Raw genomic sequence first — 17,744 nt, forward strand, 5'->3', positions numbered from 1 at the left:
CCCCCTACCTTACAGAAACAAATCTTTGTAAACTAACAAAATAAAGTCCCGCTTCCATCGTTTTGTACCCAAACGTATCAGACCAGGCCTTGGCATAAGCCTGCACTTGCGGCGCATAAAACCCGACAAACTGCTCTAATTTACTCTCATCCAATTGATCCGTTTTGAAGTCGACGATCACCCAGCCATCATCCTCTTCGAAAGCGAAATCTATTACACCCTTCACCAAGAGATTGCCGCCGTTATTGGATTGATGCGTCAATGCCACGGCAGCTGTTTCCGACATCGTTTGCTCGGTTGCGGGATAAGACATTGTCTTGCTCATAACCATCATTATCGGGATTTCAAACAATCGACGCTTCGCTCTCAGACTACGCTGCCAGAGTTCACTGTTTAGAATTTCATGAATAATAGGCAGGGCATCAGTCGCGTCCTTCTCTGCAACCCCTTCGACCTGGCAGAGGTATTGAACAAACTCAGGCAATTCGTTCATCGGAAGACCTTTTCCAACGGCTTCAAGTCCCTTATGGATTACGCTACCGAATGATTGGCCTCTCCCATTGGCTGACCATTCCGGCTTGTCGGCCAAGTTCTTCGTCAGCCCGGTAACGGTTGCTTCCGCGTAAGTAGGCTGGCGCAGCTGATGGAACACCTGCTCCCTCTGAGCCAAGTATGCCCCCAAATCAATAGATGCGATATCTCGTTCCAATTCCTCATCACATTCTTCAGTCCCTACATCCGTTTCCGGAACATCTATCTCCCGGATATAATCCATCCCCCCCACTAGCGAGCTCCACGGGCATTTCGCCGGCTGCTCAGGGTAGAGGCTGATAACCAACATTTGTTTTGCTCGTGTCGCCGCGACATAGAGAAGACGATCCCGCTCCGCCTGTATGAAGGCTCGTTCCCGCACGCTCATCGATTCCCAACCTACCGGCTGGGCAATCGTTTCTTTCTGAAACCCTTTTGATTGTTGGATCAGGAAATAGCCCGCGGCCTCTATCTCCGAACGATCAACAAACTGGTCAGCGTCATGATCCTTGTCCCCGCAAGGACAAGCGAGAAACACGACTGGCGCTTCCAGGCCTTTTGCCTTATGGACGTTCATGATCCGTACCGCTTGACCTTTGCCCGTATAGAGACTCGCAGTTTCCATTCCTTTGCTCTCCCGAATGGCCGATATCGCCTTCGCCAGTTCATGCCAATCCGATGCAAGCAAGGCGCCACGCTGCAAGAGCTCCAGCATCTTGAGAAGAGTTCCAGAACGATTGGCACCAGCTTCTTGTACACTAGAATAAGGTAAAAGACCGCTGTCCTCTATAATGTGGTGTAGGGCTGCCCATGCAGGCATTTCCTTGACCCAGCCGGCATATTCCCGCAATTTCCATAATGCAGCGGTAACTGGATAACCCCGTTCTTCTGTTTCCTCCGGCACCCGATAGATTGACCATGCATTTCCTTGAGCACGATACGCTATCAGTTCCTTGTCGCTAATACCGAATAGAGGCCCGCGCAAGACGCTCAGCATCGCCACTTGGTCAGACGGATCGGCCAGATAGAGAGCTAATTGTCCAAGTGTATGAAGCTCGGGATATAAGGCGGAGCTTCCGACCGTTTCCGCGGCTACGCCCCTCTTCTCCAACTCCTCCGCGTATAGGTGCAAATAATGCCTTGTTCTTGTCAAAATCAGAAAATCACTGGGCCGCGCCTCTCTATACACCCAAGCTGCGCCATCCCGCTCCTGAATGTGCATATTCCCATCTCGACAAGCCCACGCAATAGTTGTGGCTATACGCTCTGCGTCAACCGCTGCTACTGCATCCTTGCCTCCCGGAATTTTCGGATACGTAAGCGCATAGATCCCATGGTTCGCTTTCTTGCTTACTTTGGGATTGGGTATATTCGTTTCCATCCGGACATACGCCGCTTGAACATCAGTTTCTCGGACGGGAAGCTTGCCGACAAATTGCCCATTCACAAAATCGCCGATCGCATCGACGGATCGGAAATTGCTGGTCAAGTGAAGAACATCTCCACATGCGTGAATCCTCGATTTCACCTCGTTATAAATGGAAATATCCGCGCGGCGGAAACGATAGATGGACTGTTTCGGGTCTCCTACGAGGAACAAGGAACCCGGCTTTGGAGTAAGCTTCCGCCAATTCCGTTCATTCGGATCATCCCCGGCCCCTGTTAAGAGAAACATCATTTCCGCTTGGACCGGGTCGGTGTCCTGAAATTCGTCGACCATTACCCGTTGGTAGCGCCCGGCGAAAAACGCTCGAACCTCCGGGTAATCACGCAGCAGACGGCATGCATTTATCAGAAGATCCTGAAAGTTCAGCTTCCCTTCCTGCAATCGCCGTTCTCTGCAATACTCCAATGCAGGCAAGACAAATTGAATGACCTTCGGATACAGATATTCCCGCCACGATTGAAGAAAGGGGAACAGGACCGTGATCTGCCATTCATGAAATCGTTCGGAGATGGCTTTGGCTTGCTTCTTATCCGTCCATTTGTATTGCTTCACATCCAGTTTGAAGTCAAACATCTTCGCAAGTGTTAGCATCAGCATATCGTCCTGCTCATCCGACAACCGCAGCATACGATTAGCAGCACGCAGTTTGGCCTGAAGATTATCCCAACCCTTCTCCGGTTCAACTGTCGGAATAAATCGGCTTGCTTCTTCCATCATGGGAAGCAACGAGAGACGGATCAGGTTGAATTCAGGACGTTGGACCGGTTCGCAAGGGATTTGGAGGTCCGTAAAAAGGGATACCCGATCATAGACATTCTTAAGAATACTTACATCAATGTCCACCTCGCCAAAGGATGCTAGGGCTTCAGGATCTCCCGCCTGCAGCCGAATCAGATATTCGTCCCAGCATTGATCGTGGAACGCACGATTCATTTCATCATCCATTTCTTCGAAAGAAGGGTCCAATCCGGCCTCAATCGGACGCTCCCGAAGCATGGAGGAACAGAACGCATGGATCGTTCCGATGAAGATTTGGTCCAAATTGGCCAAAGCTTCTTCCAATCGTCCTCTAGTTTCGCCTTCAGCATCAGCCGCTTTCCGCTCCAAAGCAATACGGAAACGCTCCTTCATCTCATCCGCCGCTTTATTCGTAAAGGTGATCGCCGCAATCTGCTCGATCTTAGCCGTTCCGGTCTCGATGAGCGCCAGCAATCGGCCGACCAAGCTGGTTGTCTTGCCTGATCCTGCACCGGCTTCTACCAGAAAGGTCGTGCTCAGTTCCTCTAATATCCTCTTTCTAGCTTGTTGATCGGATGCTTCATTCAATGTTCTCCACCTCCAGCAGCGTGTGCAGCAGCTCCGAATTCACTTCGTCCTTTCGCTTATCAGCCATCAGTTCTGCGTGCTCTCCGCATACAGCCGCGTAGTCGCAATACCGGCAGATCGCGGGATTTGAAGCTGGAATAAACAGACCCTGTTCCATCGACGAGAGGATTCCTCGAATCACCTCGACGACTCGATGGCGTTCGGTTTGCGAGCGCCCAATCACTTGTCCGTGCCCCCGTTCGCTTGGAAAGACGTAAGACGCTTCAAGCACTTTTGCATCAGAATCCACACCCGTTTGCCGCATCCAAGACTCCGTCCCCATCGCGTATAGAGCGTGTTGCAGCTGCGTGCCGCCTGCGAACATGCCATTTTCCTTGTAAGGCCGAGGACTGCCGGTCTTATAGTCAATAATTCGATATTGATGCGGCGCAACTTGATCGATCCGGTCAACGATTCCGCGCAGCGTAATCGCCATGTCCTCGCCAAGCTCAAGATGCAACGGCTTGCCGTCTACGATGAGCTCTTGTTCGAAAAACCGGGGGGCCGTATTAGCCTGCAATTCCATGCGATAGAATACTTCAATATCCCGGAGCATCGCTTGCCGCTCCCTCTCAAACACATGAGGGCTCGGTGCCGGAATCCGCTCGGCATATAAGAGAATCGTCTCCTCCGCAATACGTAGCAAAAGGGCATGATCGTGTGTAATAGGCATGATTTTATTTGCGCTGACTTCCGTCATATAACGACGATAAACCTCGTGCAGCAGCGAGCCTCTTTCATTCGGCTTCAACCAGGAGGTACGATCAAAAGTCACCTGATCTTTCACGCGAATCCTGAGCACATATTGGAAAAAGTACCGCATCGGACATTCCGCGTACTTCTCCAATTGACTTGCGCTAAGCGTCCGTTCGTCTCGGCCTTTCCAATAATCAGCCCATTCATCCCCCGCTATATATCCGTCATGCTCCGTCACTTGCGAGCTGCCACGCGCTTCGAGTGCAAGTCTGCCTTGACGAAGCGAAGGATAGACCGATTCGATGAAGGATTGCCGGTCCTTCATAAGGTTTACATTCGTACGGATTTGTCGGAAGACGCAATGAGAACCGTCTAAGGGTAATCCATTTTGCTCAGTAGAGGATGGCTGTTCTACATCCAAATACCCGACAGGTTCGCCTAAGCTCCGGTGCAGCATCTCATAGTCCGCATTCGGTTCTCCGGATACTTTCCGGAAGACCTGTAGAAGTTGAAAAGCCGGGCTTGCTGTCGCTCCTTCTGCCAAGTCATACGACGAGAAGCTGCATGTGATGTTGCCGCTAATCATCCCAAGCCGACCATCACGAAGGCGTTGCCGATCTCTTTGTCTCTGCACGGCTGTTTGAAGCCCGGCACCGATCCGTCTGCACTCTTCATCGAGAAGCATGGGATTTTGCCTGATATTCCCGGACCACGAATGTTCATCCATCCCGAGAAGAAACGTCTGTTTCCTCCCGCTGATCCCCCCGTTCGGCAAACTCGATATGTACAGGGATCCGGGCTTGGGTAACCGCTGCACCCCGACTCGAAGTTCCTGCAGCATGTCTCGGGCATACAAGAGCATTTGCTGAAATGGCATCAAGTCCGGAACAGGACATTCCTGCAGTTCATTAGCGATACCTCTCATTTCTTGCAGGACAATCGCATCTTCTTCCGTTCCAGAGACACCAACTCGATCCAAGACGTTCACGAGCCATCCCCAGATTCCCTTAGGAGAGGAGAGCGCCTCTTCGTCTGGAAACAATTCTCCAAGGAGGTTTGTCAGATGCTTCTTGATCTCGTCATCCCGTTGTTGTTGTTCCGTCCGCTGCCGTTCTTCGGGTCTTTCATTTGAATCCCCTTGGAACCGGACAACTTCTGACTCTAGCAACTTAATATACCGTTCTTTCCCCCAGCCGATTCCATTTTTCTCCAGAGCTCGAATACAATCCGCATTCGTTATTCCTTGCTCACGTTCGGAGAACGTAATCAATTGCTGCTGCAGCATCGATACGAGCGGCCGCACCTGATAACCGGACTCCAGCCAGTTCAGCAGGAAATGGGCGGCTCTTCCCATTCCGGATGTAATCGCAGGCAGCCCGTCTGCGAAGGAACAAGCAAGACCCAGAGAAGCACACATGGTCGAAATGGCCAGCGTATATTCTTCATCCGGGACGATCATCTCCACTTCATCCAATGGCATCCGGCCCTGAATAATTCGTCTCAATGCTTCGCGAACCTCCGCCATCCTTCCGGTCGCATGATAGAACTGAACCTCTCCGAACAGCAATGTGGATTGGACGTCAGTGAAGGAAGAATCCGCTACAATCCTTGTCATCCGTTCGTTTGACAACCGCTCCATCATCCGGGCGGAAACCGGTGGAAGCGGCATAGGGTCTGGCAGAAAAAGCTCCACGTTTTCCGGCAATTGGGTTGATATATACGACAAAAGGCCGGGGAAATCGGTCCAGCGCCGCTGATTCAGAAAGCGCTCATACGCTGACAGCACCTTTTTGACATAGATGCCTTTCTGCTGGCTCAAAAGTTGATCCCTACGCAGTTCTTCTGCTTTTACCCCGGCACGGCGTAAATCCATAATGGCTTGGTGAACATGCATCACAATACCAGGCTTTACTTGATCCATGGAGATGTAAGTATCCACATCGGAAGCAATTTGTTCCATAATATGATGTACAATCCAAAAGGACCGCTGATCCCCGATTAAGGTCACCCCTTGTTTATACAGGGAGAACTCTACTTCGCTTCTAACAAAGGATTGAACCGTATGGATCTCCGTGTTCATTACCGGTCCTAATTCCCGACATATTCGCATCAACCAAGACTGTCCTTCCATGTAGGAAGGAGCGATCACAATCTTGCGGCGAAAAGGCTCTTTACGGATTGCATCATATAAACGTTCTAGAAATGTGCCTTCTACTTTCACAAGGGACACCTTCCTTTCGGTTAAACGCACTTTTGCACTTACTGCCCATACAACTGTCCCCAACGCTGCAGCTGTTCCTTAAACTTTTCCCGCACAGATGCAGGTTCTAGGATCTCCGCCGAAGGTCCGTACTGAACCACCCAGTTCATAAATTCGCGCTCGTGGTTGACGGTTACTTCAAATAATAAGCTGCCGTCTGGCAGATCGGTCATCTTCGGTCTCACGAACAATTCTTCTTCCTTTACATAGCGGGCGACATCGGGATGGAATTTAATCTTGAAGGTGATTAAGGAATCCCCGCGTTCTATGGACCAAGTGTGCTTCATGTACTGCGCGATGCTGAAATCGCCCTTGTCAAAATGATTTCCTGTCAGCTCTACATGCCGGAAACGGCTGATTCGAAATGTGCGAATCTCCCGCTTGGCACGACAATAACCGATCAAGTAGAACCGTTGATCCCTTGGAACCAGGTAGTACGGATCAATTTCGCGCTCCGTCAATTCATTCCGGCTCTGGGTATGGTAAACAGCCCTGATCGTCTTGCTGAAGATAATCGCTTCCATGATGGGCAGCAAAAAGTTGGCACTGTTCTCCCGATAAGCCGGGGTGCCCATTTGGATCATGTCCGCCACATTTTCCAATGTATCGTACCGCTTCCGGGTTTCTTTCACATGCGTAGCCATCACCTTGTCGTAAGCGGATTCAAAGCCTGGAGGCAGTTTGCTGGTGTCCAACACGGAAGGCAGGACAGAAAATACCAAAGCTTCCTGCTCCGTGAAATTCAGTGGATACATGGCGAAATTACCGACAAAACGGTACCCTTTCCCATACCCCTCGTTCGTGATCGGTGCGATTAAATCCAATATCCTCAAGTCTCTGTAAATCGTTCGATCCGTTGTCTCGCATTTATCTGCCAGCTCTTTGGCTGAAATCCCCGGATTAGCCTGAATGGCAAGAAGCATTTTAAAGAGTCGTATTACTTTATCCGTCATGCGATATCTCCCATCTTGGCATATATAATGTAAATTCAATTATATTTGGGATTCTACGTTTTACCTAGTCCTTCCTGCCTAGACAAGGAGAAAACACAACGTCCTCCGTCGTTTTGATGATGTACATTTCCTCTATACCCGGTGTAAGTTCAACAATGGCTGTATCCTTCACAACAAATCGAACCATGCCGCAAACATGATGTTCGAAAGTATCATAAATCCGGCCGGCGCTGCGGCATCCTTTCGGTACGGTATGCGGACTGTTGGCGACATAACCGATCTTGCCTATTGGGGTCATTTCTACTTTCATCGCTTCATGGTCATGCGGATTATTCGGGTCTTTGATTAAGTGAACGATTTGACCCGGCTTTAGAAATGTTGCTCCGTAGTAATGCTGCGTACCTGTGATGGCGATATAGATCGGTTGATCCACTGTACTCACTCCCGCATGTCTTTCCTTCATTATGACGGATCGCAACGACCATAGATTGTCAGCGAATATATGTTCTGCGCACAAAAAAAGCACTGCGGCATCTCAACTTGAGATTGCAGTGCTGCATTCATTTAAGAAAATGGGCAAACTGATCAGGCGCATTCCGAATGTCTTGAGCCAACTTCTCGTATTCCGCGGATAATTTGACCGAACGAACTCTTTTGGCGTCTTGGTCGCGCGGCTCAATGAATCCTTCTTCTCTCCAATGACTAACCTTTTCCCTTATTGAACGATCCGACAAGCGCAGCAGATCCCTCATTTCACTTGTCGTTAGGGTGTCTTGTTTAAAGGTTAATTGAGCAAACACCATTCTTTGCTGGGGATCTAACCTGCGAATTAGATCCGGTTCGATTTTCGTCATTTGAGCAGATTTCTCGGTTACGATGGCAGCGGCTTCTTGAAAAACCTCCGCCAAACCATCGATAAAGAATTCCAGCCAAGGCGTCAAATCAGCTTCATTCCGCCCAAAATAATAATTGTGATGGAGACCCAACTGGAGTCGGCGATAATATTCAGCCAAGTTGCGGTCATAGAAATTCTCGAGTACAAATAACCCCTTTAAGCCATATCCGCCGCGTCGTAAAAGATATGTCGTGATCATCCGGGCCGTTCGGCCATTCCCGTCCAAATACGGATGAATCGTTAGGAACTGCCACATGAATATGCCAGCCTTGATAGGAACCGGAACCGAATAGGTTTCCGGCGAGTTCACCCAGGCAACCAAATCCTCCATTAATACCGGGACATCTTTCCATTCCGGCGGCAAATAAAAACCGGAGGCATTGCGGCTGCCTACTTGATTCTGTTCTTCGCGATACTCGCTAACACGCGGTCTTCGTCCGTGTGATATTCGGATAATAGCATGCAGCTTTTTAATAAATTCCTCTGTGACCGGGAGCTGCCTTTTTTCGGCTTCATCCAGATATTCCAAAGCTTTCATTAAGTTATAAACTTCCTGCTCTTCATTGTCATTGCTGGTTTGGTACAAAACTTTTCGCTTCGTCGCCTCGTCAAGCGTGTTTCCTTCAATTTTCGTTGAAAGAATGACCGTCTTTTCCATGGATTCTTTCTTAAGCATATCCAGAATAGATGCGGGCAATGGAAGCAAATCCACCACAACACTGGCTCGTTGTATATCCATTAGTCTGCGGGCTATGGTGTCCGTTATTGAATATTTGGGTGTAAACATAACATCACCTTCCTCAATAACATTGTACCATTGCCGCTATTTTGCCGCAAAGTATTTTTGTTTCATTGCATTTTCTTCGTATATTTTAATTTCTACAATGACATCCTGTACAACGCTTTATTCTCCAGCCCTCGAACCGGCTGTGTCCACAACTCCTTGTCCGAAGTGGCGCTTAGTGCGTCCTCCGCCATCTGGAGTTTGGCATCCAGTGCGTCAATATAGTGCAATGCTACCGCTTCTGCCGTTTGCGGCTGTACCGGGCTCCCCCATTCTCCGAGGTTATGGTGAGAGAGAATAAGGTGCTGCAATCCGATTACTTGTTCCGAATCAAGCGGAAGTTCCAGCCGCAATGCAGCTTCTGTGATCCAACCGGCTGCCATTGCGATATGACCGATCAGCTTACCTTGTACGCTATAGTCTGTCACGACCCCAAGCTGGGCGATCATCTCCTCGGGCTTCGCGATATCATGCAGGATAATCCCGGCTTTGATCATATCTGCATTCAGAAATGGCCGCTGCTTGCATAGGAACTCACCAATTTCCAGCATACGAACGATATGATAAGCCAGTCCGGCAAAGTAAGCATGATGGTGCATTTTGGCTGCCGGATAATGAGCCAGTTTCTCACTCACCTTATCGACGCAAAAGCTTATAATATCACGAATGACCGGGTCCGAAATACTCTCGATTACTCTGTATATGACCTCTAATAATTCCGCAGATTCAATTGGAGCCGCCCGAATAAAATCGGTTAGAGACACACCGTCTTCATTGCTTACATTGCGAATCCGGGTGATCTTAACCTGCGGCTTTTCCCGATACAATTGAACGATTCCCTGAACCTTGACAAGCGTCATCGGAGTAAAGTCGTCTTTTTCCGTTTCCTTCACATCCCAATACTTTGCAGGGAGCTGGCCGCTGGCATCACACAGCACCAAATCGAAGTAATCCTTTGCCGGGGATGTGTTGGTCTGCTTCAGCTCCAGCTCTTTCAGCAAATAGAAGCCGACGAATTCATCATTCGTACTCAGATCTTTAATCAAAGTCATTCTTTTCACCCCCATCTACAACTCCAAAAACTCTGCCTCTGCCTCAGTGATCTCATATTCCTTGAATTGTAAGTATTTCTTTAACGTACCCGTCATTTTCAAGGGATAAGGTTGTGCCGTAGTCGATTCAAAGGTGATGCACACTTCACGTAAGCGATGCACCATCCAAGCTAAGCGCTCTCGGTCTTGCCTATCCATCGGACCTAATGGCATATATTCCACAACTCGGGGTTGCTGAAATGCCGTTTCAGGGTTATCGTACTTGGTCATAGATTTGGCAATGTTCCTCTGGGTCTTGGGTTTGGTTCCTACACCGTAATACAGTCCTGACTCGTTATCAGAATAGACACCTATAGAGAATGACATGGGGCGAAAACCATAGGCTGGAACGTCATCATTGGAATTAACACGAATAACGGTCATCCCATGATCGTTCTGTATCCATCCAGGTAAGTCAGGATTCTTACCACGGCCAATTTTGTTGTTTTGAATGCCGTCCAACCCTTTATATCGAAGCTCCGCTTCAACTAATACGATCGGCTCCTTGCCACTCATTCGTTCCATTCTTAACTGCTCACCGAACCAACGAGCGACCTCTTTCTTTAGCGCATCCGGGGCTTTGGGAAGCGGATCAAATTGATCTGTTTTCAACACAGCTTCTGATAAACTCAACCATTCCTCACTGCCCCGGCTTTTTACCATTAATACACCGTCTTCCAATTTCGTAAGAATCGCATAAGTTCCTTTATCACCTGAAACCAGATCATAGGCTATGATTGGGCGTTGTTCATTTACATCCATATGTGCCTTGTAATCGATAACTCCCGCATCCCCCAATAAATCCAAAATACAGTTGAAGACTTTGTGAATATAGCTTGACTCCGGTTTATCTTTCTTACGTTTAGACTTCTTTGCCCCGTTTTCGGGATAGACGAATTGAGTGATCCTCCCCGTTAATTGAAACCCTTTGCGTACGGCTTGCTTGGGATCTATTCCTTCGCCAAGCTTCTTCCAGTCGTCTTTAGGTAATATTTCAATCAATGAGCAAGTTATGGCTTGATTCCCTTTAACATGTTCGATGCTTCGGAGGATTTTGTTGGTTCGATGTTCATCCGCCAGGTCCTTAAGTGCTCCGCGATCCAAGCCATCTACATAGTCCTTCCTGTCACACTTGACCACAATGATGCGGTTTCGAGAGGAAGAGTTCAACCTAAAAACTTCTCCGTCAACATGTTCAGCCAGCAACTTTCCTTTATATTTTTTAGCCTTCAATGCTTCGACGACACATTGATAAAGAGAGTCCGGTCCCCACACTTCAAGCACAAAATCTTTATCATGACCGCAGTATACGGGTGGGATCGGTTCTCTTACTCGCCTCCTTGTCCCTTCTAGCTTAGGCTTCGGCACAAGTGGCAACGGCGTAAGCGATCTCCAGTCGGATACATTCTCCCGTACCATCTCGTAAAATCTCATTTTCTCCTGAATGCTGATTCCCGCTTCAACATATAGGGGGTTAAAGACTCTGTTATTATGAACGACCCATATCTTAGGGGAACGATCTGAGTGATACTTGACTGGATTTGTTAAGATATCCTCAGTCGATAACGGATTGCCCCATAAGACATCACAAAACAATTCGTCGAGCCCTTCAGACCAACGTGTATAAGGCTCAGTTCCACCTTCTCTGCGAAAAGATAAACTCGCGTACGAACGTAATCCCATTCCCTGATCTTTGATCAGAGGATTGTCCATGGAAACCAATAACGTGCTATTAATGCCGCCTTTCAGATATTTGGTCTCCTGTGGTTTCGTAATAAACCGTCTTATTCCAGCCGAAACCATCAATAATAGTCGTTCCGGCTCACCGGCCCTATATTGTAACCGAAATCGGACGACATAAGAAAAAGTACCAGATCTAGTGGTTATGGGCTCAGACATGCACTCTGCCTTTTGCGTGGCATATACCTGCGAGAACATAAGCTCAACAGGCTCATCCCGGTTATCAAGCAGTAGTTGTTTCGGAATCAAGCAAAATTGATGTGCAACTAGAGCAGGAAGCAATTCATATTTTAACCTTGAATCACGATGCAAAATGGAATCTACCGCCTCGCTTCGCCAGTCCATTGTACTCGTATCCAAATCATCCGGTGCAGCTACGCCTTGCCTCGTTGCTATTTGGTTCATCCATCCCTTAGCCAGTAATAGGGTCATTCCAACCGGGACTGGCTGCGTTGCAATGAGCCACGGACGGTTTTCATCCAGATAAAATTGGTTATTGACCGAGACGATCTGTGGAAATATACTTTGCAGTTTTTTACCTAATGGCTTAATCGCAAAGGGCAGCTTAACGCCATTATAAAATTGACGAATAAATTCTCTCCAAACCGTTGGTATATCCAGTAGATAGATCTGCTTATTATTCCAAGCATTTTGGTCGCTCTCGAAAGCATACAGCTGCAGCAATTTACCAGTCCGACTCATGGGCCTCATTCCTTTCCATCATGACTTTCATACTGTCTATAAATGGTCCATATAAACTGCGAAATGCTGGATTTGATTCATGATCCACCATGATCTTCAGCCAGTAATCCAACATCGATTCCCCAACATCCGTGCGCATGGGCTGAGCTAGAAATTTACCATCACAGTAGAACACTCTCGCCGGTGTGCCTTTGCGAAGAAGCCTTCCAATCGTTTGCCAGACTGGAATAAACGTATACCAGGCTATGGTCTTTCTCTCCGCAGGATTTAATACGGACCAATAGTCTGGTTTGCGGTACATCCGGTGGAGCAAGCTATTACTTTCGCTGCGAATGAGGTCCAGTGCCTGCCTATAAAGCTTGCCTTCAAAATCGGCACGTTCAATGAAGTCAGGCAGTTTGGCATGCAAAAGTTGGATGAGATAGGTCATGTCCTGCGGTATCGGATATGGCCGTATCATAAAAAACACAGATCCGAATAATGAACCTTTCGTATCATCCAGAATGTTATAACCGCGACTTATCGCAAGTAACGGGGCGATCAGCACATCAGCGTTTTCGTTAGCAAACCGCTCTAATTCTGCTCTTGAAAACTCGGCTTCATGAAAAGGATCCGGGTCCCTCGTTAACTGGCGGTATCTATTTTTCCAAGAAGAATGTGATGCAAATACGGCTCCGACATCAGCAACGTCCTCATAAGAGTTGACAATCAACAGCACTTTACGATTTGCACCCGAGTAACGCCACTCCAGCAATTCTTGTTCAATCTTGGACATTAACTTGGCGGTTAGCGCACGTAGATTTCGTTCTCTCCTATCCTCAATCTCACCGGATATTTGGATAGGGGTTTCCTTCCCGTGCTCATAGATCGGATAATATTCCTGGTGAATGACTGGAACACCCAGATTGGATTCCAACAGCCATCCAGGCAACGATGCAATATGATAATGGGCTGATCCTGGAGCCAGACTTGTACCTGAAAGCAGAACAACCGCAGGACCTTCATATCCATCTATTCCAGCGTAGATCGATTGCCAGTCTTCAAGGAGAAGTCGACCGACACCTGAATACTGAACGGCTTTGAATGTACCTGTGTCATTCCCAGGTTTTACTTCATACAGATACCCGGTCATACGTCCTGTCATCGCATCTTTCATAATTGCTGAAAACTCACGTTGAATCGTGTAAAGTCCCTCGAATTCAGATAATTTTCCTAATTTGGCTTGAACTAGCGGATAAAGATCCATGAACACTTGTATATCATGATCGATAAGTGCCAGACATAAATATAATTCCAACGAATGAACCGGGAATTTCAATCTTCCAACAGGGTTTGTCTCACCGCCCAACTTATGGAGAATGGTAGTTAGAGCTTGTTCCCGCTCCTTCTTCGTTCGAGCTTGCAGCATTTTCGTTACATCTGCATAGATAGGGTGGTCCAGCGGATGATCCGCATAGTTGCGTAATTCCTGTTCAATTCTCTCCCGATTCTGTTCGTCCTTGGCGAAAGCACCACTGATGCGATAAGCTTCGGTAGAGAGCCGTAATAGCTTCCGGTACAAAAACTGAGCGAATTCAGGCGTTAAATTCAATGTACGATATACACCGCGGCGGATGGTGCTTTCAAGGCGATTCAGAACATCCATCCAGTCTTGTACAACCTCGTCATGTGCATACTTACCATAATAACCTATCGTTTTTCGAAATGATTCTAACAGGGTCTTCTCAAAGAGATGCTGAGAGTTACCAAACAATGCAATCTCGGAGACGAAGGAATCGTCGAATTGCTTCTGAACCGCATCGGCTTCATCAACGAAAATGATGTCTAACAAGTCATACATCGCTTCATAGACTGTTCTCTCATAAGGGTCCAGCATAACAGGTAGTTTTGTTTTCAATATGCTTGCTGAGGTTGTAACCCATACTTCCGCCTGGACCAGGGCTGCGAAATCGCAATAGATTCCGCAACTGGCTGCATAGGGGCATACGCACTTTTTCTCCTGCTGTATTAACTGACGACATGGATAATCTGTCGTATTTTCATGGTCATTGGCAAGGGCATGGATGATGCAAAAATCGGATACATGTCGGAGTTCCAGATAAGAATCCTGCCCCCAATCCGTTACATCCCGAATCTGATGGCGACGGGCGGATATATAATCTTTCTGATGTTTACGGCGACCCGATCTTCCAATTACAGGAACAGCGTTAATTCCCAATAAACGAAGTTCCTTAACTCGATTTAATACTTGAGGGACACTGCTCTCAATGAATCCGACACGAGCTCCTGCTCGGACTAATCGATCCGTTTCCAACACCATAAATGTGGATTTTCCCGACCCCAGTCCCCCTACGATATGCTGTAAGCCCTTATACTCAAACTGTCGGATACTGGGGTTAGTCAATGATTTTAGTTTAAGTCCAATTCCGGCCCGTTCCTTCCATTCCAAGGCTGCCGAAGCTTCTCGCATCCCCTCTGTCTGATAAGTATGCTCGTCTCCAAGATGAAGTGTAAATCTCCCCTTCGGTCTATATCTCGGAAATGTTGACGTATTAACCAACGGCGGTGGAATTTCTCCGCCATAACGAATGGACTCTTGTTCCTGATTATATTTGTAATAGTGGAACTTGCCTGATGTAGCAAAGTGTATGTCTTTAGACAGATGGGCAACAGCTTGTTCTAATAATTGCTCGTACCATTTCCTGCGATCGGCGAACAAGGCAGGAGTCCGGAGTCTCCAATGACTACCGTCGTTTTCATATAATCTATATTCAACCGAAACTTCTTCATATCGTTCGAATAAGTTGTCCCATGTCATCCTTGAGCGCAAAGCACTATATAAAACTCTTAAACGGTGTGCAATCTCCTTCCGAGCATGCTTGGGAAGAATAGGTGAGTCGTAACCTGATAAAATCGTATAACCTTCGCGGATATCCATAGAAGAATCAACCATCAAACATCCTGTAACGAACAATTCCACAGTATAAATGGTTTCAATGTTTTGCCGCGGCAATCCAGATGGCAAGAGACGCGGAAGGAACTGCTCAAAATAGGTCCAATACGATACTCTCATCTCTCCGTTGCCTCCCCAGCCAGATGCTTCTGCACATCCCGCTCATTTATGACTTTCAGATGACTCGCATGAGCCATAAGTGCTTGTTTAACAAGCTTCGAGTAACCGGGGTATATTTTCGTTCGGTATTGCGGAATGACAATATATACATGTGGGTCTCGATATTTCTCTAGTTGGTGGGGTTGCATTTTATTGAAGAAGTTAGCCAGGTGTAGGGGGTGCTTAAAATCCTTCATATCCAGATAGACGATATGCGTATCCAATTCGACGGCTAAATCAAACCGGTCTACTTGCGGAAAGAGTTGAACTTTGTAACCTTTCTTCGTTAGCCAATCTTTAGCTGTAAGTTCAGCCAACCCTGGCAACATCGTGTACCGATAAATTCCATAACGCAATCGATGCATGGGCTCATGGATTTCCCATTTCTTAAGCTCTCCGCGACTGGCCAGTTTCCCACAAAGATCTTCTGCCCCGCATTGCCAGTGATCGTTACGAAATTCCAGCGTCCATCCGCATCGTGGACATTTGCGATATCGTTCTACATCGTCCGAAATTTCTTCATAACAGCGACTAAGCTTTTTCATCAGTTCTGTATCCTTAAGCTCCAGCCCAAACTCCATTAAACGGTAAGCAGATACAACCGGATTGGTAATAAGGAACTCTCGAAGTTTTCGGTACTTCTCCTCTAGCATCGGCATTGTCCCTCGGCAGTAGCGCAATATCTCTACTATTTCTTGTGTCTGAGCTTCTTCCGGCGAATCGTACATGATTTTAAATTCACGTGCGTCTGGTGACAAGCCCAGGTCCGGAATCAAGAGCGGCGCTTCCTCCGGATAGATACCGGCTACTACAATTCCCCATTCTTCTGCCGGTTTTTGCAACAATTGAATAAGTGAATGCAAATCAATTGGAGCTTTTTTTCCCTCCAACATCAGGAGTCGAACAAACTGCATATGTCCTTGACGCAATAGAGCCGGCGGCTCGCTGAAGTCTTCTCCCCACTGCGACAAACCTGCGATTAAGTTTAACAAACAATCCCTCACATCATTCTTATCAATTTGCATTTCAACACCACCGGTAATGGATTAAAAATCACCTAGTATATTTTTATTTTATAGTTAAGTCATGACAACACTTTGTCAGCGAATATATGTTCTGCACAAAAAAACGACCAGATCTAATCCAGTCGCGTAGAAGTCCTTATTCACATTGGGAAAAATGTAAAATTCAAGATTTAATCATCTTCGGTTAGTAGTAATTCCCTTTTACAAACATCACACTGGACCTTGATAACCAATCCTAGACTTGTTGGTATAAATATGTACGCAAACTTTGCTCCCGTTACATCTTTGGGTTCACATTTATCCCAATTATTAATTTTGTTTTCCATAGATTTGCTAATTTCAAACTTCATATGATTCTCCATAATCAATGTAACTGATCCTTGATCTTATGCACCCATTTTGGAAGAGATTCGGCCTGATATTTTAAAATACTATGTTCAGCTTGCATAACGATTTTACCGGAAACTTCGCTATTATCAATCACAATCAAATGATCAATGAGATGGATATGAGTTAGCAGATTTTGCATGGATGTGGTTTGTCTCCGAATGATGTCTTCAGTCGGTATATGATGTCCGCCGTTTCGAACTCTGGCGGCAACACGTTCGATATTGAGCCGAACATCATTTAGACCCACATAAAACATCGTCACTTCAAAGCCGTTCGCCTTGGCTTCCCGTATCAGTCGTATCGCATTACCGCCGGCCAAAGTCGTTTCTACAGAAAAATCGCGTTTATGATGGATACAATCTCTCGCAAGTTTAATCGCTTCTTTGCCTGCGGATACTTTGCGGCGATCCGGATGGTCAGAATCAATGCTCCGAGCTAAAGCGTCGGGATCTATATTGACACTGATACCAAGCCTGTCCACTATCAAATTGCGAATGGTGCTTTTGCCGCTGCCGTTATTGCCGGCGAATACAACCATCACTGTGGAGTACTCATTCATGATGAACCCCAGGATTGTCGATTGGCTCGATCACACCGTTTGCATATTCTTTGACAATCTGGCCTTTTTCCGTTTGATAGACAATATAAGTTCCGTTCGCTTTTGCATCCAGTTTCGCGCGATCGCCCGTAAGTTTGATCAGTTTTTGCAAATCTTGAATACGATCCATCATAGGTCACCATCCAACCCGACTT

The 17,744-nt window shown here is 47.1% G+C and carries 11 protein-coding genes; all 11 read right to left on the bottom strand.

What is annotated here, in order from left to right:
- Nucleotides 1-4: 4 nt before the first annotated feature.
- Nucleotides 5-3,304, bottom strand: a complete 3,300-nt coding sequence (locus PVA01S_RS17330) for a UvrD-helicase domain-containing protein (RefSeq protein WP_164751877.1) — start codon at nucleotides 3,302-3,304, stop codon at nucleotides 5-7.
- Nucleotides 3,297-6,119: a PD-(D/E)XK nuclease family protein gene (locus tag PVA01S_RS17340; RefSeq protein ID WP_164751878.1), complete on the bottom strand. Its 2,823-nt coding sequence runs from the start codon at nucleotides 6,117-6,119 to the stop codon at nucleotides 3,297-3,299. Before PVA01S_RS17340 ends, PVA01S_RS17330 begins: the two co-directional genes overlap by 8 nt.
- A 179-nt stretch (nucleotides 6,120-6,298) precedes the next feature.
- On the bottom strand, nucleotides 6,299-7,252 hold the full coding sequence (locus tag PVA01S_RS17345; RefSeq protein WP_127608660.1) for a helix-turn-helix transcriptional regulator: 954 nt from the start codon (nucleotides 7,250-7,252) through the stop codon (nucleotides 6,299-6,301).
- A gap of 64 nt (nucleotides 7,253-7,316) precedes the next feature.
- Nucleotides 7,317-7,685: an HIRAN domain-containing protein gene (locus tag PVA01S_RS17350; protein ID WP_218029645.1), complete on the bottom strand. Its 369-nt coding sequence runs from the start codon at nucleotides 7,683-7,685 to the stop codon at nucleotides 7,317-7,319.
- A 127-nt stretch (nucleotides 7,686-7,812) separates the two neighbouring features.
- Nucleotides 7,813-8,934, bottom strand: coding sequence for a Fic family protein (locus tag PVA01S_RS17355; RefSeq protein ID WP_127608662.1), 1,122 nt, complete (start codon nucleotides 8,932-8,934; stop codon nucleotides 7,813-7,815).
- A 92-nt stretch (nucleotides 8,935-9,026) separates the two neighbouring features.
- The gene (locus PVA01S_RS17360; protein ID WP_127608663.1) at nucleotides 9,027-9,983 is read right to left on the bottom strand and encodes a 3'-5' exoribonuclease YhaM family protein; all 957 of its coding nucleotides are present in this window, start codon (nucleotides 9,981-9,983) and stop codon (nucleotides 9,027-9,029) included.
- 15 nt (nucleotides 9,984-9,998) lie between these two features.
- Nucleotides 9,999-12,464, bottom strand: a complete 2,466-nt coding sequence (locus PVA01S_RS17365) for a pPIWI_RE module domain-containing protein (RefSeq protein WP_164751879.1) — start codon at nucleotides 12,462-12,464, stop codon at nucleotides 9,999-10,001.
- Nucleotides 12,448-15,537 carry a pPIWI_RE_Z domain-containing protein gene (locus PVA01S_RS17370; protein ID WP_127608665.1) on the bottom strand — a complete coding sequence of 1,030 codons (3,090 nt, stop codon included), beginning with the start codon at nucleotides 15,535-15,537 and terminating at the stop codon, nucleotides 12,448-12,450. The genes PVA01S_RS17365 and PVA01S_RS17370 overlap by 17 nt, the downstream gene beginning before the upstream one ends.
- Nucleotides 15,534-16,601, bottom strand: coding sequence for a restriction endonuclease-related protein (locus tag PVA01S_RS17375; RefSeq protein ID WP_127608666.1), 1,068 nt, complete (start codon nucleotides 16,599-16,601; stop codon nucleotides 15,534-15,536). Before PVA01S_RS17375 ends, PVA01S_RS17370 begins: the two co-directional genes overlap by 4 nt.
- Before the next feature lie 364 nt (nucleotides 16,602-16,965).
- Complete coding sequence (locus tag PVA01S_RS17380; protein WP_164751880.1) at nucleotides 16,966-17,550, bottom strand: ATPase; 585 nt, start codon at nucleotides 17,548-17,550, stop codon at nucleotides 16,966-16,968.
- Nucleotides 17,543-17,722 (bottom strand): hypothetical protein, encoded by a 180-nt coding sequence (locus PVA01S_RS17385; RefSeq protein ID WP_015253841.1) that lies wholly within the window; start codon nucleotides 17,720-17,722, stop codon nucleotides 17,543-17,545. The genes PVA01S_RS17380 and PVA01S_RS17385 overlap by 8 nt, the downstream gene beginning before the upstream one ends.
- Nucleotides 17,723-17,744 lie beyond the last annotated feature (22 nt).

The sequence above is a fragment of the Paenibacillus validus NBRC 15382 genome, assembly GCF_004000985.1.
GTDB lineage: Bacteria > Bacillota > Bacilli > Paenibacillales > NBRC-103111 > Paenibacillus_G > Paenibacillus_G validus.